Source organism: Afipia sp. GAS231 (assembly GCF_900103365.1).
In the GTDB taxonomy this organism is placed as follows: domain Bacteria; phylum Pseudomonadota; class Alphaproteobacteria; order Rhizobiales; family Xanthobacteraceae; genus Bradyrhizobium.
The window spans coordinates 1,968,905-1,988,578 of sequence record NZ_LT629703.1 but is presented as its reverse complement, the minus strand read 5'-3'; the positions used below and the strand labels follow the sequence as shown (position 1 = coordinate 1,988,578).

The window sequence follows — 19,674 nt, the reverse complement described above, 5'->3', positions numbered from 1 at the left end:
TTGCTTAGTCGGGCAATGTGACTAAGCTGTTGCCAAGCTTCGCCGCGACAAGACGGCGGCGCAACAAGAACCGGGAGGAGCGTTATGGGGTCGAAGCCGATCAATCGTCGCGTCGTTCTGCAATCGTCGGTCGCCGCGACCGCCTGGCTCGCCGCCGCACCGGCCCTGACCGGGCGCGCTGAGGCCGCCACGCTGAAACTCAAATGCTCGTCGTCGCTTCCGAACGATCCCAAATACGCCAACGGCCGTGTCTACTACGACAATCTGGTCAAGAGCCTGAAGGCGAACGGGCTCGGCGAGCAGATCGAGGTCACGTTCTTTCCCGACAACCAGCTCGGTCAGGAAATCGACGTCATCAATTCGGTCAAGCTCGGCGTGATTGATTTGATGGTTTCGGGCTCGTCGATCTCGGCCAATCTGGTGCCGCTGGTCGGCACCTTCGACCTCGGTTATCTCTTCACCAGTTTTCCGCAGCAGACCAAGGCGTTCGACGCCGGCGCCGCCAAGCCGATCGAGGACGCGCTGTTGAAGGGCGCCAATATCCGCATCATCTCCTGGGCCTATAATTTCGGCTCCCGCAGCGTGCTGGCGAAGAAGCCCGTCAAAGGCCCCGAAGATCTGGCCGGCCTCAAGATCAGGACGCTGCCGAACCCGGTCATCACCGAATGTCTGCGCCTGATGGGCGCCGCTGCGACGCCGCTGGCGTTCGGCGAGATCTACACGGCGCTGCAGGCCGGCGTGCTCGACGGACTGGAACACGATCCGCCGACCATTCTTGCCAGCAAGTTCTACGAGACTTCGAAGAACTACGCGCTGACCCAGCATAATTTCTCGCCGCTCGCGACCTATTTCAGCGACGCGACCTTCAACCGGATGGACCCGAAGCTGCGGGAAGGATTCCTCGACGCGGCCAAAAAGGCCGCCGTCGACACCCGCGCGCATGGTCTCGAAATGGAAAAGGAAGCGCTGAAGAACCTCGCCGACAAGGGCGTCACCATCGTCGAATGCGACAAGGAGGCGTTCCGCAAGCGCGTTGCTCCCCAGAGCGAGAATTTCATCAAGGCCCGCCCCGAGGCGAAGCCCGTGGTGGACATGATCCGCGCGACGCAGGCTTGAGGTAGGCGAGATGTCAGTCGCCGCAGCCGCGCCAAGCGGCGGCCGCCGGATCACGGCTTCGCTTCTTCAGTTGAGCGACACCGTGGCGGCAATCCTGCTCGTCGCCGACCTCGTGGTTGTCTGCGTCTCGGTGCTGCTGCGCTTCCTGTTCAACGCGCCGGTCGAATGGGCCGACGACGTCGCCCGCGGCCTGATGGTCGGATCGAGCTTCTTTGGCGCCGCCAGCGCGCTGGCGCGCGCCGAAAACCTTGGCGTGGCATTCTTCGTCGACATGCTGCCGGCCGCAATCCGGCGCGTGATCGATTCGATCGGGGCGCTGCTGGTGACGGTTGTCGCGGCCTATGTCGCGTTCAACGCGATCAAGATGGGCTGGCTAACCACCGGGCAGACCTCCGGTTCCGGCCTGCCGCTGGAATGGACGTTCTATCCGATGGGCGTCGGCGCGCTGTTCATGACGGTGTTCGCCGCCGAGATTTTTTGCAAGCGTTCCGCTCGGGAGATGATTGCGGGGCTGGTGGCAACGGCTGCGATCGCCGGGCTCTATCTGGCCTGGGATTTTCTCAGCCCCGATTCGGTGCCGTCGTCGAGCACGCTGATGTTGGTCGGCTTCTTCCTCACGCTGTTGGGCGGCTTGCCGATCGGGTTCGCGCTGGCGCTGGCGGCGCTGATCTTTATCTGGGTCGAAGGCACGCTGCCGGGCGTCATCTTTGCGCAGCAGATGGCGCGCGGCATCGACAACTTCGTGCTGCTCGCGATTCCGTTCTTCATTCTGGTCGGCTACCTGATGGAAGCCAACGGCATGTCGGTCCGGCTGATCGAACTGCTGCAGCGCGCGGTGGGGCGGATGCGCGGCGGGCTGAACGTCGTCATGGTGATGTCGATGGTGCTGTTTTCCGGCATCTCCGGCTCCAAAATGGCCGACGTCGCCGCCGTGGGCTCGGTGCTGATTCCGGCGGCGCGTCGCTCGCGGCAGAACCCCGGCAGCGCCGTGGCGTTGCTGGCGGCGTCGGCCGTGATGGCCGAAACCATCCCGCCCTGCATCAACCTGATCATCCTCGGCTTCGTCGCCAACCTGTCGATCGGCGGTCTCTTTGTCGCCGGCCTGCTGCCGGCCGGGCTGATGGCGCTGGCCCTGATCGTGCTGTGCATCATTCTCGGCAAGCGTCCCGAACCCGAAGAGGACGCCGAGCCACAGGCGCCGGTTTCGGGCCTGTGGAGCGGCGCGATCGCCTCGTTCGGGTTGATCTTCATGATCTTCTTCGGCTTCAAGAGCGGCTTTGCCACCGCCACCGAAATCTCGGCCTTTGCCGCGGTCTATGCCATCGTGATCGGCAGCATCGTGTTCCGCGAGCTTAGTTTCAAAACCGCCGCGCACAGTTTCGTGCAGTCGGCGACGCGGTCGGGGCTGGTGCTGTTCATCGTCGCCGCCGCGCAATCGCTGGCCTTCATCCTGACGCTGCAGCAGGTGCCGCATGCGGTCGGCGACTTCATGCTGTCGCTATCGGGATCGCACGGTACCTGGCTGTTCATGCTGTTGTCGATCGTCGTGCTGATCGTGATGGGCTCGGTCCTGGAAGGCGCCGCGGCGCTGATCATCTTCGGGCCGCTGCTGCTGCCGGTGGCGGTCAAGCTCGGCATCGATCCCCTGCATTTCGGCGTCGTGCTTGTGATTTCGATGGGGCTCGGCCTGTTTGCGCCGCCGCTCGGCCTCGGGCTCTATGGCGCCTGCCTGATCGGCAACGTGCCGATCGAGCAGACCATCAAGCCGATCCTGGGCTATCTCGGCCTGCTGCTGCTGTGCCTGCTGGTGATCGCATTCGTGCCGGCGATCAGCACGGCGCTGCCGCGCGCCTTGGGTTATTGAAGTGCTTGGGGTACTGACGTGAAAGTTCTGCTCACGCATACGCCGCAGGCGCGAGCGCAATATTACGGCGAGCGCAGCCTGGTCGGGCTGCAAGCTGTCGCTGACGTTAAGCTGCATCAGTCCGACGCGGCCCTGGATGCGATCGGCCTGATCGCGGCGGCACGCGATGTCGATATTATCGTTGCCGACCGACTCACCGCCGGACCCAGCGAGATTTTCCCGAGACTGCCCAATCTGCGCGCCTTTGTCCGTTGCGCGGTCGATATCCGCAATATCGATGTCGGCGCTGCCTCAGCGGCCGGTGTGCTGGTGACGCAGGCCGGGCCCGGCTTCGTCCAGTCGGTCGCGGAACTGGCAATCGGCTTCATGGTCGATCTGTCGCGCGGCGTTTCGCGCGCCAGCGCCGACTATCATGCCGGGCGCAAGCCCGCGATCGTGATGGGCCGGCAACTGGCCGGCAGCCGCCTTGGCATCATCGGTTACGGCAGCATCGGTCGCTATCTCGCAGGGATCGCCAAAGTGCTGGGCATGGAGATTCTGGTCGCCGATCCCTTTGCGACCGTCGACGATGCTGCGATCCGGCACCTGCCGCTCGACGATCTCTTGAGTCAGGCCGACTTCGTCGTCTGCCTCGCGGTCGCCAATGAGAAGACCGAGAACCTGATCGGAGAGGCGGCGCTGGCGCGGATGCAGCCGCACGCCTTCTTTATCAACCTGTCGCGCGGCAATCTCGTCGACGAGGCGGCATTGTCGGCGGCGTTGCGCGAGAAGCGCATTGCCGGTGCGGCGATGGATGTCGGCCGCGCACTGGACCAGATGCCGACGCTGGAACTGGCAAAGCTGCCGAACGTGATCGCGACGCCGCATATCGGCGGCCTGACGCCGCCGGCGATCGAAAGCCAGTCGCTGGAAACGGTACGCCAGGTCGAGAAGATTGTTGCCGGTGAGATTCCGGTCGGTGCGGTCAATGCCGCGAACTGGACGCGGCGGCCTTGAAACTTCGAGGCGCGGATGTCAGCGTAATGTTGATCGGATGACCCGCTCCACAGGGTCAGCAATGGAATTCCCGCTGATGCGACTTCCCTTCTTCTACGGCTGGACGATCGTCGCGGTGACGTTCGTCACCATGGCGATCGGCGTCAATGCGCGCACCGCGTTCTCGCTGTTCTTTCCGCCAATCATCGGCGAGTTCGGTTGGGAGCGCGGCGTCACCGCGGGCGCCTTCTCTTTTGGCTTTGTGGTTTCCGGCGCGGTCAGCCCGCTGATCGGTCGCATGATGGATCGCTTCGGCCCGCGTGGGGTGATGGAACTCGGCGTCGCGCTGATGGGCGGTGGCTTGCTGCTGGCCCCGCTGACGACGCAGCCCTGGCATCTGTATCTGACCATCGGCGTGATGGTCGGCGCCGGCAGCGTCTGCCTCGGCTATTCCGGGCAATCGCTGTTTCTGCCGAACTGGTTCATCCGCCGCCGCGGTCTCGCGATGGGGCTGGCGTTCGCCGGCGTCGGCATCGGCTCGGTGACCCTGTTGCCGTGGGTGCAGCACATGATCGAGCAGACCGGCTGGCGCACCGCCTGCACCGCGATGGGCATCCTGGTGCTCGTAGCCCTTGCGCCGATCAACCTGCTGCTGCGCAAGAAGCCGGAAGACATCGGCCTATTGCCGGACGGCGACGCTGCGCCAACTGCGACATCGGCAAAACCGGTCTCCAACGTCGTCGATCCGGTTTGGGCCGGCACCGACTGGACGCTGGCGCGCGCGTTGCGCACCGCGCGCTTCTGGTGGATCGCGCTTGGTTATTTCTGCGGCCTGTACATCTGGTACGCGGTGCAGGTGCACCAGACCAAATTCCTGCTCGATATCGGTTTCAGCCCGAACGTCGCGGTCTGGGCGCTCGGCGTGGTCAGCCTGCTCGGCATTCCCGGCCAGATCTGGCTCGGGCATCTGTCTGATCGAATCGGGCGGGAATGGATCTGGGCCATCAGTTGCTTCGGCTTTGCCATCTGCTTCGCGGCGTTGATCGGGCTGAAATATGCGCCGGTGCTGCCGCTGGTCTACCTGATGATCTTCACCCAGGGCGCGCTCGGCTACGGGCTGACCTCGATCATGGGCGCGGTGGTGCTCGAAATCTTTCAGGGCAGGCACTATGGCAGCATTTTCGGCACCATCATGCTGGCCGCGTTGGCGGGCGGCGCTGCCGGTCCGTGGGCGACCGGCGTGCTGTACGACCTTGCCGGCAGCTACACGCTGGCCTTTGCGATCGGTATTGCCGTGAGCCTCTTGTCGGCGATCGCGATCTGGCAGGCGTCGCCGCGCAAGGTGAGGGCGGTCGCCGGCCAGATGTATAAGGTGCGAGATGTCTGATTTTTTCGTTTGTGTTACCCGGGGACATTGCTGACCGATTGGCTGTCTTGCACCCATCGAGAGGTCGACATGAAGTCGGCGCGGGGACCTCTCAGGGCTTTACGAACCGATAGGCGAAGCGATCGGTCTCGCCCTTGATCGAGGGATCGAACACCTTGATCGAGTGCGGATCGTCCTTGTTCGCGAGCATGGTGCTTTCCGCGTCCAGTACGAAGCCGGCCGCCTCCACCTCCGCACGAACGGATGCTGGCTCATGCCTGCGCCGACGGCGGCGGCGTGGTCTACGATGACGTAGGACCCACCGGGCTTCAGCCGCTCGTAGACGGCTCGATTGAACTGGGCCGCCGTCGCGCCCCTGGCCTGGATCAGCGCGGTGTGGAGATCGTGGTAGAACAGATGCAGCCACAGGACATCCGCTGGTTGCGCGGCCTCCGGCATCGCCACGAGGTCCGCCGAGACGGCTTCGACGTTCTCTCGGTCCGGCTCCGTCGCAAGCGTCCGCATGCGGCCGACCGGATCGTTCTTGAAGTGGGCGACTTCGGCTGGCACGAAGCTGTAGACTCGTCCTTCGGGTCCCACGATGTCGGAGAAGAGACGGGTCCAGTCGCCGTCGCCTGGGTAAACGTCGATGACGGTGGAGCCCGCATCGACGCGTGCGAACCGGATTAACTCGGATAGCTTGGATTGGTCGTACATCGGGATCTCCTTTACGATTGGGAATTCGACGAGTGCGCGGCGTGCGAGGGGGCGATCTACGGCTCATTCACCGCCGACCCCGAACCGATGGCCGCAGACGGCCAGCGCTACGGCAGCCCGGACGCGTCCACCTCGGAGGCCCGCGCCAGTGCTTGCGTGTCGATGTACTCCTGGATGTGGGCGACTTTGCCGTCTCGAATGGTAATGTCGAAGACCCACTCGTCCTTGAACGGCCTATTCGTGGCTTTGATTTTTCCTGTAGCGACGCCGACGACCATAACCCGGTCTCCCTGCGCCACGAATTCGGGGGGCTTCGGGTATTGCGTTTCCACCTCTTCGGACGCCTTCTTGAGCACAGCCGCCAACTCCGCGTGCCCGCGGTGCGTGCCTGCCAGCGGCCAGCCTTCGCCCGGAATGATCCACTCGATATCTTCGGCAGCCAACGCCAGCAGATCGCGCGCGTTGCTGCTGCCCATGGCTGCAAAGAAATTCTTCACAAGCTTGACATTCTCTTCAGTGCTCATCGTATCTCTCCGTTTTCGCTCGGCGCGAATTCAGATGGCCGAGAAGCCGCCGTCGACGGACAACTCCACCCCGTTCACGAAGCTCGAATCGTCTGAAGCAAGAAACAGCGCGGCTGCCGCAATTTCCTCGGGACGACCCATCTTTCCCCGCGGGATCAGGGATTCGAACATCCGCTTCGCTTCCTCGGTGAGAACCTGGTCCTGCATCGGTGTGGCGATCGGACCTGGGTGCAGCACGTTCACCCGGATATTCCTGCCCTTGAGTTCGTTGAGCCACCCGCGTGCGAATGCGTGCAGCGCCGCCTTGCTCGCCGCATACACGCTGTAACCAGGAAAACCTTTGATCGAAGCAACTGACCCAGTCATGAAGATCGATCCGCCATCGTTGAACAGCGGCAGCGCCTTCTGGACCGTAAACAGCGTGCCGCGCGTATTCAGGCCGAAGGTCGTATCGAAATGCTGCTCGGTAATCTCGCCCAGTGGGACGGCTTCGCCCGTGCCGGCGCTCGCGTACAGGATGTCGATCCTGCCCTTTTCCCGCTTGACCGTGTCGAACAGACGGTCGAGGTCGTCGAGATTGGCCGCGTCGCCGCGCACGCCGGTCACGTTTCGGCCGATCAGCTTGACGGCCTCGTCCAGTGCCTCCTGTCTCCGGCCCGTGATGAAAACATGGGCGCCTTCTTCGACGAATTGCTGGGCGCTCGCCAGCGCCATGCCGCTCGATCCACCCGTGATGACTGCAACCTTACCTTCAAGCTTTCCCATGACTTCTTCCTTCCAGGCTTCCGCCTCTGGTCGTTCGGGGACGCCCCCGAGAACCTCGACATAGGTCCGCCGGGGTCAGGCGTTGAGTGCGGAAACGCGCACATCGGTGGTGCGAAATCGATCCGGCCGGACGACCGACACCAGCCGCGACGATCGGTGTCCGCCGTTCGGAATTGCGCCGTGCTTGCCTGGCATAGGCCATGATTTCAGCCCGTACCGCTGTTCAATGTGTTAGATACGGGCTTTGGAAGGCGCACTGCGCGGTGCGGGATTGCACCATGATCGATTGGGATGACGTTCGCTACTTTCTTGCCGTCGCGCGCGGAGGCTCGGTGCGGGCGGCCGCCGAGCGCCTCGGTGTGAACCACGCGACCGTGCTGCGGCGCATCGCCCAGCTCGAGGAACGCCTCGGGGTCCACATGTTCGAAAAGCTTCCTTCGGGCTACCGCCTGACGGCTGCGGGCGAGGAGGTCCTCGAGTTCGCGGACCAGATGGAAGCGTCGTCGCACCTGCTGGAGACGCGCGTCTTCGGGCGCGACCAGAGCGTGCGCGGGCTTCTGCGGGTGACGCTGGCGCCGCCCCTCGCGACACACCTGCTCATGCCGGATTTCGCCGATTTCGCGCGTCTGCATCCGGACATCGAGATGGACATCTTGTCGTTCGGCGAGCTGGCAAATCTGACCAACCGAGAGGCCGACGTCGCGATCCGCGTCGTCTACGACCGCAAAACCCTGCCGCTCAATCTTCACGGCATGAAGGGACCGGAACTGTTCGGCGGCGTCTACATGTCTCGCGATCGACTGGCCGCGTGGCGTGCGGGCGCGCCTGATCCCATCCGGTGGATCGTCATAAGTATTCATGGAATTCCGGGTTGGGCCAGCGAGGGTGAGGTTCGCACCACAGGGGTTCCATTCAGGGTCACGGACGCCGAGGCGCAGATCGTTGCTGTACGGCAAGGGCTCGGGATCACGACACTGCCGTGCTTCGTCGGAGATGCCGACTCCCTGCTAGTGAGGGTGCCGGGCACCGGCCTGCACATGTACGGAACGCTCTGGCTTCTGACACAGGGAGAGACGCGCAAGACGAAGCGCGTGCGGCTCTTCACGGAGTTCGTATCCCGCAGGCTCGCTGCGTACGCTCCGCTTTTCGCGGGGCAGTCTGTATCGCGTGACTGATCTGCAGCAGTTCGCCATCGACGGCAAGTGCCTGCGAGCGCACATCCCGCAGCGAGCACACGCCCGAACTCACACTTTGTGAACGAAGATTTTCGAACACTTCGTTACGACGATGGTATCCCGATCGCTCGCTGCAGGTCGGCGATGGCGCGCAAAAAACTGTCGGCCGGCGTCTCCGGATCGATCAGGCGGTGCAAACGAAAACCGTCTTCCAGCGCCAGCACGACCGCGCCGACCCAGGCCGGATTCAGAATTCCGTTCTTGCCGCTGTTCTTCGCCGTCGTCTCGACGATGTCCGCGATCAGTTTTCGCCGGGCACGTAGCCGCTTGGCGAGTTCGGGCCGGCGCTTTTCGGCGCGCGCCACGAACAGGATCATCTCCATATGCAGCAGGGGCGAGCGGCCGAGCGGATCCTGCTTGCTGCGGTCCATGTTCCGGAGTGCGTTGATGAAATCCGGAAGGGTTTTATGCTCAGCCAGCAGCTCGTGCATGCGTCGTATGGATTGTTCGACGTGCTCCTCCATCATCGCGATGACCAGCTCGTCCTTGCTCTTGAAGTTCGAGTAGAACGCCCCGCGCGTAAAACCTGCCGCGGCCGCGATATCCTCGATGCTGGCGCCGCCGATGCCCTGTTCCTCGCAGACGCGGGCAGCCGCCTCGAACAGCTTTTCGCGGGTATCATCCCGTGTGGGTCGGGTTCGGACTCTTGACATCCTGGCAATTTAGGGCAGAATGCAACTCGATACAAGAGTGTATCGAGTTGCAGTTTTCCGAATGACGTCGCCGATACCGGCAAGATACACCGCGGTAACTCATTGAGGTCACCATGAACGAGCATGTTCAGACTGGGAATGGCGCGCCGCTGTTCAATCCGCTGTCGCCCGAGTTCATCAAAAATCCCTACCCGCATTACGAGCGGTTACGGACCACCGATCCAGTGCATCTGACGCCGCTCGGCTCGTTCGTCGCCAGCCGACATGCCGAGGCCAGCCTCGTGCTGCGCGACAAGCGCTTCGGCAAGGACTATGTCGAGCGCACGATCCGGCGCTACGGCCCGAAAATCATGGAAGAGCCGGTGTTCCGCAGCATGAGCCACTGGATGCTGCAGCAGGATCCGCCCGACCACACCCGCCTGCGCGGGCTGGTGGTGAAGGCGTTCACGGCACGCCGGGTCGAGGACATGCGCCCGCGCATCCAGCACATTGTCGACGAAACGCTCGATCGCATCATCCCGCAGGGCAAGATGGATCTGATCGAGGATTATGCGTTCCGCCTGCCGGTTACCATCATCTGCGACATGCTCGGAATTCCCGAGGAGCATCGCGAGGTGTTCTATTCAAGCTCGCGCGACGGCGGGCGGTTGCTCGATCCAGTGCCATTGACACCGGATGAGATCAAGCAGGGCAACGCCGGCAACGCCATGGCGGCGATGTATTTCCAGCAACTGTTCGAGTTGCGGCGCAAGACCCCTGGCGACGACCTGATCACGCAACTGGTGCAAGCCGAAGAAGACGGCAGCAAGCTTTCCAACGAGGAGCTGACCGCCAACATCATCCTGCTGTTCGGTGCCGGCCACGAGACCACGGTCAACCTGATCGGCAACGGCCTGCTGGCGCTGTACCGCAATCCCGACCAGCTCGCGCTGCTGAAGGCCAGGCCTGAGCTCATCACCAACGCCATCGAGGAATTCCTGCGTTACGATTCCTCGGTGCAACTGACCGGCCGGGTGGCGCTGGAAGACATCGAGGATCTCGGCGGCAAGCGGATCCCCAAGGGCGAAAGCGTGCTGTGTCTGCTGGGCTCGGCCAACCACGATCCCGCGGTTTATCCTGATCACCCGGAGCGTCTCGATATCACCCGGCCGAACGTCAGGCCGCTGTCCTTTGGCGGCGGCATTCACTTCTGCCTCGGCGCCCAGCTGGCGCGGATCGAGGCCGAGATCGCGATTGCGACCCTGCTGCGCCGCCTGCCGGACCTGCGGCTCGATGACGCGGTCAATCCGGAGTGGCGTCCGACCTTCGTGCTGCGCGGCCTGAAGCGTCTGCCCGCGAGCTGGTAAGTCCGGCTCGCCCTGGAAACGAGTCCTGGTTCTGTATTTCAGAACCGGGGCTCTCGCGATGTTGCTGTGACTTCGCCATACTTGTCTCTATATATTGACTTGCTCCGGCGCCGGTTCGGCTTCGCGCGGCCATGTGCCGGGGCCGTTCAAGGGGAGACACCGTGCAGACGACGCTGCTCGGCCTGGCAATTGCCTTCATTCTCGCGCTGATAGCCGCGCTGGTCGGGCCGTATTTCATCGACTGGAGCCAGTTCAGGCCGCAGTTCGAGGCCGAGGCGACGCGAATTATCGGCGCCCAGGTTCGCGTCGGCGGCAAGCTTGACGCCCGGCTGCTGCCGGCGCCGTCGCTGCAGCTGCGCTCGGTGGTGGTCGGTGGCGCCAACGACCTCGGCAAGGTGCGCGCCGACACGCTCGACGTCGAATTCAGCCTGGGTTCGCTGATGCGCGGCGAATGGCGCGCCACCGAACTGACCATCAACGGCATGTCGCTCGATCTCGGTCTCGATCCGAAGGGGCGGGTCGACTGGCCGGCCTCGACCGGCACCTTCAATCTCGGTTCGCTGGCAATCGATCGCCTGAATCTCACCGGCCGGATCGCGCTGCACGATGCGGCCAGCCGCAGCACACTCGAACTGAACGGCATCGCCTTCAGCGGCGACGTGCGCTCGCTCGCCGCCGGCGCGCTTCGCGGCGACGGCAACTTCATGCTCGGGGGTACGCGCTATCCGTTTCGGGTTTCCTCAGGATTAGGACCCGACGGCAACGGCACACGCCTTCACCTCAATATCGATCCGGGCCAGCGCGCGTTCGCGGCCGATCTCGACGGTGTCCTGAATTTCGACGCCCGCGCGCCGCGTTTCGACGGCGCGGTGACGCTGGCGACGCCGGTCGGCCAAAAAGGTGGAGGTAACGAACCGCCGTGGCGGATCACGGCGAAGATCAAGACCGACTACGCGGCGGCCCGGCTTGAACAGATCGAACTTACCTTGGGAGGCGACGAGCGCGCGTTGAAGCTCGCCGGCACCGGCGACATTCGCTTCGGCGCCTCGCCGCAGTTGCATGCGGTGCTGTCGGCGCGACAGCTCGATGCCGACAGGTTCGTCAGCAAGGACAATTCCACTGAGCCGGTCCGCGCATGGCCGGCGCTGCGGACGCTGATCGCTTCTATTCCGCCGGCGCCGATCCCGGCGCAAGTCGAACTCTCCACCGAGCAGGTGATGCTGGGCGGCCGTCCGCTGCAGGACATCGCGGCCGAACTGCATGGCAATGCCAGCACCTGGAGCGTCCATAAACTGGAGTTTCGCGCCCCTGGCACGACGCGGGTCTCACTCAGCGAAGCCAGCGCCAAGAGCGCCGCGCCCGGTCAATTCAAGGCCGCGCTCAGCATCGACTCCACCGATCCCGATGCATTGATGACCTGGTTGCAAGGCCGCGGCGACGCCGCCTATCGCAGCCAAAAGCCGCTGCGGCTGCGCAGCGACGTCACCATCGGAGCGGACGGATTCACCTTCGACGCCTTGAAGGCTGATATCGACGGCGGCGCCGTCGAAGGGCGGATTGCGGTGTCGCACCGCCAGGCCAACAGCGGCTCCAAGGTCGATGCGCAATTGAAGGCGGAACGGCTGGATATCGATGCGGCCACGGCGTTCGTCCGCTCGCTGGCGGGACCGCAGGGCGATTGGCCGGACGAAGGCGCGCTCGCGCTCGATATCGGGACCGCCATTTCGGCCGGTCAGGAATTGCGTCCGCTGCTTGCCAAGCTCGGCTACGGGCCGAAATCGTTCTCGCTCGAGCAGCTGAAGGTCGGCCGGCCCGACAGCGTGATGCTGGAAGGCGCTGCTAATTTCGACCGCGTCAACGCGATCGGAAAGCTGAAAATCGATTCCAGCGCCGCCTCGCTCGGTCAGCTCACAACCCTGATCGCGCCGTTTGCACCGGCGCTGGTCGCCCGGTTCAACGCGATGGGCTCCGCTCCCGGGCCTGCGCGCCTGAAGCTCGCGCTTGATCTCGACAAGAACACGACACAGGCTGATCGCGCCAATGCGCGTGCCGTTGTCGATGTCGACGCGCCGCTGCTCAAGGGCATCACCACCATCACCGCAAAGCCGCCCGTCGCGGCGATCCACGGCATCGATCTCGCAGCACTTAGCCGCAGCGAGCTCGGGATCGAGTCAAATTTGTCGTCGACGCAGGGCCACGCCCTGCTGGCGCTGCTCGGCATCGATCGCGTCATTACGGCGGGCGAGGGGCCGGCACAGTTCGAAGGCTCGGCCGCGGGTGCATGGGGCGCACCGTTGCGGCTGAAGGCCAAGATCTCAGGCGTGGGACTGGATGCCGAAGCGGATGGTTCCGCGGAGCCGTGGGCGCAGGACGCCAAGGCCAGTCTCAATCTCAGAGTTCGCAGCGCCGATCTCGGACCGCTGCTTGACCTCAAGCCATCAGACCCGCTGGCGCAGAACATCGCTCTCACCTCGCGCGTCTCGCTCGCGGGCAACAGGCTGACCTTTGACGATCTCGACAGCACCATCGCCGGTTCGCGGTTGCGCGGGCGCGTCGCGGTCGCACTTGGCGATGAGAAGAGTATCGAAGGTGAAATCGGTCTCGATCAACTGGCGCTGGCGCCGGCTTTCGCGCTGGCGATCGGTGCGGCCGGGCATGATGCGGCCGAGCCGCTCAGTGCCGGCCTGGTGAAGGGCTGGCGCGGCAAGATCGCGTTCCAGGCCTTGCGCGGTCTGCTGCCGGGCGGCAGCGAGTTGCAGCCGATCAGCGGTGTGGTCAAGAGCGACGGCCAGTCGCTGACGTTCGATACCATCAAGGGCAAGATCGGCGGTGGCGAAGCCAGCGCCAATATCGACACCAGGCAAAGCGCCGACGGCATTGCCATGAATGCGAGCGTCCAGCTCAACCGCGTCGACGGCGCGGCGCTGCGTTATCGCAATCTCGCGATGCCGGCCGGCCGCGCCTCGCTGCAGATGACGCTGGCCAGCCAGGGCCGCAGTGCCTCGGCGCTGTCGGGCGCGCTGACCGGCAGCGGAACGGTGACGCTGGAATCCGCGAAGATCGCCGGCCTCGATCCGCGCGCCTTCGACGCGGCGGTCCGCGCCAGCGACAGCGGGCAGGCAAAGGATGACGCCAGATTGAAGCAGATCGTCGAGCCGGCATTGGCGGCGGGAGTCTTGTCGATCGCATCGGCGCAGGTCCCGTTCAACATCAGGGATGGCCGCATCAGGGTCGGCGCCACCACGCTTGATGCCAACGGGGTGAGGGCAATCGTCTCCGGCGGCTACGATATTCCCGCCGACCAGGCCGATGTTCGCGCGGCCCTTGCGTTAACGACGACGGCCGGCCGCCCCGAGATTCAATTGTTTGCCGTCGGCACGCCTGACGCGCTCAGCCGAAGCGTCGATGTTGCCGCGTTGTCGTCGTGGCTCTCGGTGCGGGCGATCGATCACGAGACCAAACGGCTCGATGCCATCGAGCGCGGCGAACCGCCGCCGCCTGCGCCTGCGCCGCTGTTGCTGCCGCCGCAGGAGGATGCGCCATCGCCGGCACCGCAAGCGGTCCAGCCAAGCGAACCGCGGACGCAGGTGCCGTTGCCCGGCCGCGATCGGCGCAGGCTTCCGGCAAAGCCCAAGGTCGCCGCGCCGCGACCGCAAGCCGCGCCGCCCGCTGCCGCCGCGCCCGCGCCGGTGACAGGCCAGCAGCAAGTCGCGCCGCTGCCGCCACCGATCGAGGTGAGGCCGGCGCCGGGCCCCGCAAGGCCGAAACCAAGGCCGCCGCTGGCGCTGACGCCGCAAGTGGCCAATCCGCCGCCGCGGCCGGCATTCTAGATTCGACGTAACCGTGATGGACAGAATCAGCGCTGCCCGAACAGAGGCGGCCTGACAATGCGGACATGAGGCTGATTGCCGCTGATTTCGTCCGGTGCGGGCGCCGGTCGGTCTGCGTTTGCAACTAAAAATTGCTCATGACGAAATCAAAAGAAGCAGTTGCACTATCGACCTTGGAGTAACGACAGACGATTTCTCAGGAATTTGGCATACAGGTCGAAGGTGCGACATTATGCTGCACTGCAATAGTATCAATGTACCTTTTTTGTCTCAGATCACGAATATTTCATTAAGTGGGTGTCCAACCCTTCACATTGGTATTTGGTATACATTACGCTCCCTTCGCCCCGAGGTTGAATCGGGTTTGAAGCGTGGGGATACGCCATGAGAAATAAGCTCCTTTCGAGCACGGCTTGCGCCGCGCTATGCCTGCTTTCGTTCAGTGGTACTGCCCGATCTGCAACACTCGAGGATGTGATGCGGCGGCTCGACAAACTCGAGAAGGAAAACGCTCAACTCCGCGAGAAAGTGTACGGTGCGCCGAAACTGGATGCATCCGGCAAGCCGGTAGCGAAGAGCAATCCTGTTGTTCATGCTGCCGTGGCGACCTCGCCGGCCCCTGCGCCAGCGACGCGGACCATCGGCGGCATCCCCGTCAAGGCGGGTCCTCTGGGACCATTGCTCGATAACACCACCGTCACGCTTTACGGATCGGTCGATGTGTCCGGGGATATCTTCAATCCATCGGTCTATGATCAGGGCACAAAACTCGGAATCTCGAGCAATACTTCCAGTTTCGGCATTCGCGTACGGCACAACCTGGCCCCCTATGGCTGGGAAGGCATGTCGGTCGTGGCGCAATTGGAATCACAAGTCGACATAGCTTCGGCCCCAACCGAGCGCGCAGCATTCGGGACGCGCGACAGCTTCCTCGGTGTGGAGGGAGCATGGGGCGCCATCAAGGCTGGCAAGACCGATACGCCTTACAAGAAAGCCACCGCCTCGATGGACCCGTTCTCCCGTACCCTCGGCGATTATAACTCCATCATGGGAAACACCGGCGGCGACAACAGGGCCGAGTTCGATTGGCGAATGAATCACGCGGTCTGGTACGAGTCGCCGATCTGGAACGGTTTCCAGCTCAGCGCGCTGGCCTCACCGGGGCAGAACTACGCCAAGGACAACAGCGATTATTCGTACGGTGACCTTTTCCAGTGTAATGGCGCATCGACGCGAGGAAGCGGCAGCAACTTCCCTGGCACCGGCGGCGCCGTGGCCGGCAACCTCGGCGGCAACGGCTGCACCGATGGTTCCTTCGGCAATGCCTATAGCGCTTCTTTGACCTACAAGAATGGTCCATGGATGGCGATCGCCGCCTACGAACTCCATGAGCAGGTCAACCGCCGTGGCGATGACGGTACTCAACCGCAATTGTTTGCGCCGGTCTTTTTGGCCGACGGATCTCAAGTTCTCACGGGCGTTCATAACGAGTGGGCCGCAAAACTCGGCGGTGGTGTTCACTTCAATGATGGCCTCGGCGATCTCCAGCTAAGCGCCTACTACGAGTGGATACGGCGCGAGGTCACTGCGATTGAGCAGCCTTTCAATGAGCGGTCACGCGATGGCGTGTTCGCCAGCGCCACGCAACGCATCGGTCAATGGGCTCTCAGCGCTTCCTATGCGCATGCCTTTAGAACCCCTGGCAATCCCGCGATGTTGAGCGTCAATGATCCGGTGCTTGCGCCGGCGGCAACCTTGCAAGGAAATCAGTTCGACGATTCGGCCAGCCAGTACGCATTGGGCGCGCGTTACTACTTCAACGACTGGGCCAGCTGGTACATCGTCGGTTCCGAGCTCAGACAAGGTCCCGGCGCGCACTACTGCCTCGGCGCCAGCGGCCATGGCTATCAGGTTTGCAGCCGCGACGCGGGCAACAATACGATCGGCGGCGCTACCATCAGAGCCGCGACCACGGGTATGACGTTCAACTTCTAGGACGTCGAACAATGTTGACGAAGGGGAACTCGGCAACGAGTGCCCCTTTGTCGTTTTGGAACGATCGACGGCTGCGGGAAAAATTGATTTTACCGGCACCCCGTCCAGGCAGAAGATCGCTGGCTTGTAGGGTGTGAGACGGATCAAACAAATGGATATGCAGCCGCCGCCAGCCTTTGTGCAACTTGTGCAGTCCGAGGAGCCGCCCGACGCGCCAGTCGAGCCGACACCGGTCAAGGTCGACGTGAGGAAATACATTCCTGATTCAGCGATCGCGGTAACCATGATCGTAACGTTGACGCCGCCGACGGGGCAGGCTGTCGTCTATGCACCCGGCCACGAGGATGACGGGACCTTGTTCAAGGGACCGCGCGCGATCGACGAGGTCAAGCTCTCCGGTCCCTTCATCTACGTGAAGCTTTATGGCGCAACGAGCTTCGATATCCAGTACACTAACTATCGCCAGCCCTATTGAATATTGCGGGTTTGTGCTCGAGAACGAACGCCGTGGCGCATCCGACACCGGAACAGCTGTTGAACGATGCCCTGGCGGCGCAACGCAGGGGCGCGGTCGGAGACGCGAAGCGACTTTATGCTTCGGTCCTGAACATCGATCCAGCCAACGCCTCGGCCTGCGGCAATCTTGCGATCATCGCCGCGCAGGAGGGCAATCTTCCGGGCGCGGAGCAGTTTCTTCGACGCGGAATCGCGCTTCGTCCCGGCGATGCCTTGAGTTTCAACAATCTCGGGCTGGTACTGCTGCAACAAGGAAAGCTGTCGCAAGCGATCGAGGCGCATCGCCGTGCCGTTGAATTGAGGCCGACTTACGCCGAAGCCCACTTCGCCCTGGGCAATGCGCTCAAGCAACAGGGCAATGATGAGCAGGCCATCGCTTCGTATCAGTCCGCCATCGGGTTGAAGGGCAGTTACCCTGAAGCCTGCAACAATGCCGGCGTTGTTTTTCAAAAGCTGGGCCGGCTCGATGAAGCCATCTCCGCCTACAATAACGCCTTGGCATCGCGACCGGGCTACGCGGAGGCCCGCTTCAACCTTGGCGTCGTCCTGCATGAGAAGCGGGATCTTGAGGCGGCCGTGGCCGCTTACCGCGACGTTATCGAATTCCGATCCGACATTCCGATCGTGCACAACAATCTGGGAACTGTCCTGCAGGACCAGGGGTGCCTCGATGAAGCGATTGCGGCTTTCGACACGGCGATTGCGCTGAACCCTGGTTTCGCCGAGGCACATTGCAACCGCGGTATCGTGTTGCAGCGGCAAGGTCGGCTCGAGGAGGCGCTGGCTGCGTATGGCAGCGCGATCAAGCTGCGGGCCGATTATGCCGACGCCCTCAACGGAGCCGGTATCGTGCTTGGCGAACTTGGGCGCTCCGATGAGGCCCTCGCGGTCTATCGTCGGCTGCTCGAAACGTCGCCTGATCACGTTGACGCGCTCAGCAATAGCGCGGCGACGCTCCTGGCGAAGGGACGTCCCAGCGAGGCCCTGGCAGCACTTCAGCAGGTCCTGGCGCTCAAGCCCGATTTCCCGGAAGCCCTTTATAATTTGGGGAATGCCTGGCGGGAGCTGGGCAATCCCGAGGAAGCGATCTCGGCCTATCAGGAGGCGTTGCGCCTTCGTCCCGACTATGCTGATGCCTTCAGTCAGCTCGCTTATCATCGCTGGCGCGCCTGTGACTGGAACGACTACCAAGCTTCGCAGGACAAGCTGCTCGATATGGTGCGCAAAGGGGTGCGCGTTCCACCGTTTTACCTGCTCTCGACCCGGGCTTCACCGGTGGATCAACTGATCTGCGCGGAGCAATGGATCAAACCGGTTGTTCCGCCATCGCAGCATCGTTTGCCTCGCTACGCGGCGGCAGACGAGGCGCGCATTCGGGTCGGGTACCTGTCCGGTGATTTTCACCAGCACGCCACCTCTCACCTGATGGCTGGGCTGTTCGAACGTCACGATCGCGCGCGTTTTGAAGTGACAGCCTATTCATACGGCCCGAACGACAACAGCGCGATGCGTACACGGCTCGATCGAGCGTTCGATCGCTTCGTCGATATCCGCGAGATGTCCCACCTTGAGGCCGCGGCGCGCATCCATGCGGACAAAATCGGAATCCTGGTGGATCTGAAGGGATATACCCACAATGCGCGGCCGCAGGTTTCCGCCTGCCGTCCGGCGCCGGTTCAGGTGAGCTATCTCGGATATCCCGCCACCATGGGTGCGGATTTCATCGACTACATCATCGTCGACAAATTCGTCGTACCGGAGAGCCAGCAGCCGTTCTTTTCGGAACGGCTGGTCCATCTGCCAAATTGCTATCAGGTGAATGACAGCAGACGCGAAATCGCGACGACGGCACCTTCTCGCGAAGCCTGCGGTTTGCCGGCGGATGGCTTCGTGTTTTGCTGCTTCAACAACAGCTACAAGATATCGCCGGCACTCTTCGATATCTGGATGCGTCTGCTCGAGGCGGTCCCCCGCAGCGTTCTCTGGCTGCTGGGGTCAAACCATCTCGTCGAACGCAATCTGCGCCTTGAGGCCGCCAAACGCGGTGTCGATTCGAATCGACTGGTGTTCGCGCCGATTGTCGGGCCGGCCGACCATCTGGCGCGTCATTGCCATGCCGATCTATTTCTGGATACGTTGCCGTGCAATGCGCACACGACGGCGAGCGATGCGCTGTGGGCGGGAGTTCCGGTTCTGACCTGTGCCGGCGATAGTTTCGCGGGCCGCGTCGCCGGCAGCCTGCTGGCGGCGATCGGCTTGCCGGATTTGGTGACAGTCTCGACCGAAGACTACGAGAAAACGGCAGTTGCGCTGGCCGGGGATTCGCAGCGGCTCGCAAAGCTTCGTGCGGCGCTGCGACAAAATCGCGATGCATCATCATTGTTCGACCTGCCAGCATTTACCCGCAACATCGAAACGGCCTACGTTCGCATGTGGGAGCTCTGGCGCGCCGGCCGGAAACCTGCCGGCTTCGCGGTCGAGACATGAGGACCGTCGGCGGCAATGCGTTGCGCGGGTCAAGATCGAGTGACTCCGGTTTGAAGCCGGGCTGCCGTGGTATAGGCTTACGCAAGTTTCCGGAACCGACAGTACCAATGAAGGGACGAGCGTCATGTGGATGCGAACGACCGTCACGCTGACGACTGTGATAGTGTTTGGGTGCGCTTCGACCGGAATGGCTGACGCTCACCGGTCTCGCCATCATCACCGCGCCCATGCCGTGCCATACGTGGCTCAGCCCGCTGAACCGGCGCCGTATTATGGTGGTCGGCT

At 63.1% G+C, this 19,674-nt stretch carries 13 protein-coding genes and 1 pseudogene; 10 read left to right on the top strand and 4 right to left on the bottom strand.

The window, feature by feature from the left end:
- The first annotated feature begins 84 nt into the window (after positions 1-84).
- The 4 genes from BLS26_RS09495 to BLS26_RS09480 all read left to right on the top strand — a co-directional run bounded on the left by BLS26_RS09495 (position 85) and on the right by BLS26_RS09480 (position 5,342).
- Positions 85-1,116, top strand: a complete 1,032-nt coding sequence (locus BLS26_RS09495) for a TRAP transporter substrate-binding protein (protein WP_092510433.1) — start codon at positions 85-87, stop codon at positions 1,114-1,116.
- A 10-nt stretch (positions 1,117-1,126) separates the two neighbouring features.
- On the top strand, positions 1,127-2,980 hold the full coding sequence (locus tag BLS26_RS09490) for a TRAP transporter large permease subunit (RefSeq protein ID WP_092510431.1): 1,854 nt from the start codon (positions 1,127-1,129) through the stop codon (positions 2,978-2,980).
- Between the two features lie 18 nt (positions 2,981-2,998).
- Positions 2,999-3,976, top strand: a complete 978-nt coding sequence (locus BLS26_RS09485) for a hydroxyacid dehydrogenase (protein WP_092510429.1) — start codon at positions 2,999-3,001, stop codon at positions 3,974-3,976.
- A gap of 76 nt (positions 3,977-4,052) precedes the next feature.
- Entirely contained in the window at positions 4,053-5,342 is a 1,290-nt protein-coding gene (locus BLS26_RS09480; protein WP_092517868.1) for an MFS transporter, read from the top strand.
- A gap of 91 nt (positions 5,343-5,433) precedes the next feature.
- Here BLS26_RS09480 and BLS26_RS37190 read toward each other — a convergent pair.
- The 3 genes and pseudogenes from BLS26_RS37190 to BLS26_RS09465 all read right to left on the bottom strand — a co-directional run bounded on the left by BLS26_RS37190 (position 5,434) and on the right by BLS26_RS09465 (position 7,327).
- Positions 5,434-6,038, bottom strand: a pseudogene (locus BLS26_RS37190) (methyltransferase).
- A 107-nt stretch (positions 6,039-6,145) separates the two neighbouring features.
- Positions 6,146-6,562: a nuclear transport factor 2 family protein gene (locus BLS26_RS09470; protein WP_092510427.1), complete on the bottom strand. Its 417-nt coding sequence runs from the start codon at positions 6,560-6,562 to the stop codon at positions 6,146-6,148.
- Between the two features lie 30 nt (positions 6,563-6,592).
- Positions 6,593-7,327 carry an SDR family NAD(P)-dependent oxidoreductase gene (locus BLS26_RS09465; RefSeq protein ID WP_092510425.1) on the bottom strand — a complete coding sequence of 245 codons (735 nt, stop codon included), beginning with the start codon at positions 7,325-7,327 and terminating at the stop codon, positions 6,593-6,595.
- 278 nt (positions 7,328-7,605) lie between these two features.
- On the opposite strand from BLS26_RS09465, the gene BLS26_RS09460 reads away from it, so the two are divergent.
- Positions 7,606-8,502: a LysR family transcriptional regulator gene (locus BLS26_RS09460; RefSeq protein WP_074817937.1), complete on the top strand. Its 897-nt coding sequence runs from the start codon at positions 7,606-7,608 to the stop codon at positions 8,500-8,502.
- A 104-nt stretch (positions 8,503-8,606) separates the two neighbouring features.
- On the opposite strand, the gene BLS26_RS09455 is transcribed toward BLS26_RS09460, so the two are convergent.
- Positions 8,607-9,215 carry a TetR/AcrR family transcriptional regulator gene (locus BLS26_RS09455; RefSeq protein ID WP_074817935.1) on the bottom strand — a complete coding sequence of 203 codons (609 nt, stop codon included), beginning with the start codon at positions 9,213-9,215 and terminating at the stop codon, positions 8,607-8,609.
- 113 nt (positions 9,216-9,328) lie between these two features.
- Here BLS26_RS09455 and BLS26_RS09450 point away from each other — a divergent pair, with 113 nt between their 5' ends.
- The 5 genes from BLS26_RS09450 to BLS26_RS09430 all read left to right on the top strand — a co-directional run bounded on the left by BLS26_RS09450 (position 9,329) and on the right by BLS26_RS09430 (position 19,389).
- Complete coding sequence (locus BLS26_RS09450; RefSeq protein WP_092510424.1) at positions 9,329-10,561, top strand: cytochrome P450; 1,233 nt, start codon at positions 9,329-9,331, stop codon at positions 10,559-10,561.
- A gap of 161 nt (positions 10,562-10,722) precedes the next feature.
- Positions 10,723-14,391, top strand: a complete 3,669-nt coding sequence (locus tag BLS26_RS09445; protein WP_092510422.1) for an AsmA-like C-terminal region-containing protein — start codon at positions 10,723-10,725, stop codon at positions 14,389-14,391.
- Between the two features lie 384 nt (positions 14,392-14,775).
- Complete coding sequence (locus BLS26_RS09440) at positions 14,776-16,386, top strand: porin (protein WP_092510420.1); 1,611 nt, start codon at positions 14,776-14,778, stop codon at positions 16,384-16,386.
- 151 nt (positions 16,387-16,537) lie between these two features.
- A complete protein-coding gene (locus BLS26_RS09435; RefSeq protein ID WP_092510418.1) occupies positions 16,538-16,861 on the top strand; it encodes a hypothetical protein in 324 nt (107 codons plus the stop codon).
- Positions 16,862-16,920: 59 nt separating this feature from the next.
- Entirely contained in the window at positions 16,921-19,389 is a 2,469-nt protein-coding gene (locus BLS26_RS09430; RefSeq protein WP_172804576.1) for a tetratricopeptide repeat protein, read from the top strand.
- Positions 19,390-19,674 lie beyond the last annotated feature (285 nt).

Excerpts from the sequence above, each read along its gene's own strand:
- BLS26_RS09455 (WP_074817935.1), bottom strand. The coding sequence starts at position 9,215 with ATGTCAAGAGTCCGAACCCGACCCACACGGGATGATACCCGCGAAAAG.
- BLS26_RS09470 (WP_092510427.1), bottom strand. The coding sequence starts at position 6,562 with ATGAGCACTGAAGAGAATGTCAAGCTTGTGAAGAATTTCTTTGCAGCC.
- BLS26_RS09490 (WP_092510431.1), top strand. The coding sequence starts at position 1,127 with ATGTCAGTCGCCGCAGCCGCGCCAAGCGGCGGCCGCCGGATCACGGCT.
- BLS26_RS09495 (WP_092510433.1), top strand. The coding sequence starts at position 85 with ATGGGGTCGAAGCCGATCAATCGTCGCGTCGTTCTGCAATCGTCGGTC.
- BLS26_RS09465 (WP_092510425.1), bottom strand. The coding sequence starts at position 7,327 with ATGGGAAAGCTTGAAGGTAAGGTTGCAGTCATCACGGGTGGATCGAGC.
- BLS26_RS09435 (WP_092510418.1), top strand. The coding sequence starts at position 16,538 with ATGGATATGCAGCCGCCGCCAGCCTTTGTGCAACTTGTGCAGTCCGAG.
- BLS26_RS09450 (WP_092510424.1), top strand. The coding sequence starts at position 9,329 with ATGAACGAGCATGTTCAGACTGGGAATGGCGCGCCGCTGTTCAATCCG.
- BLS26_RS09460 (WP_074817937.1), top strand. The coding sequence starts at position 7,606 with ATGATCGATTGGGATGACGTTCGCTACTTTCTTGCCGTCGCGCGCGGA.
- BLS26_RS09440 (WP_092510420.1), top strand. The coding sequence starts at position 14,776 with ATGAGAAATAAGCTCCTTTCGAGCACGGCTTGCGCCGCGCTATGCCTG.
- BLS26_RS09480 (WP_092517868.1), top strand. The coding sequence starts at position 4,053 with ATGCGACTTCCCTTCTTCTACGGCTGGACGATCGTCGCGGTGACGTTC.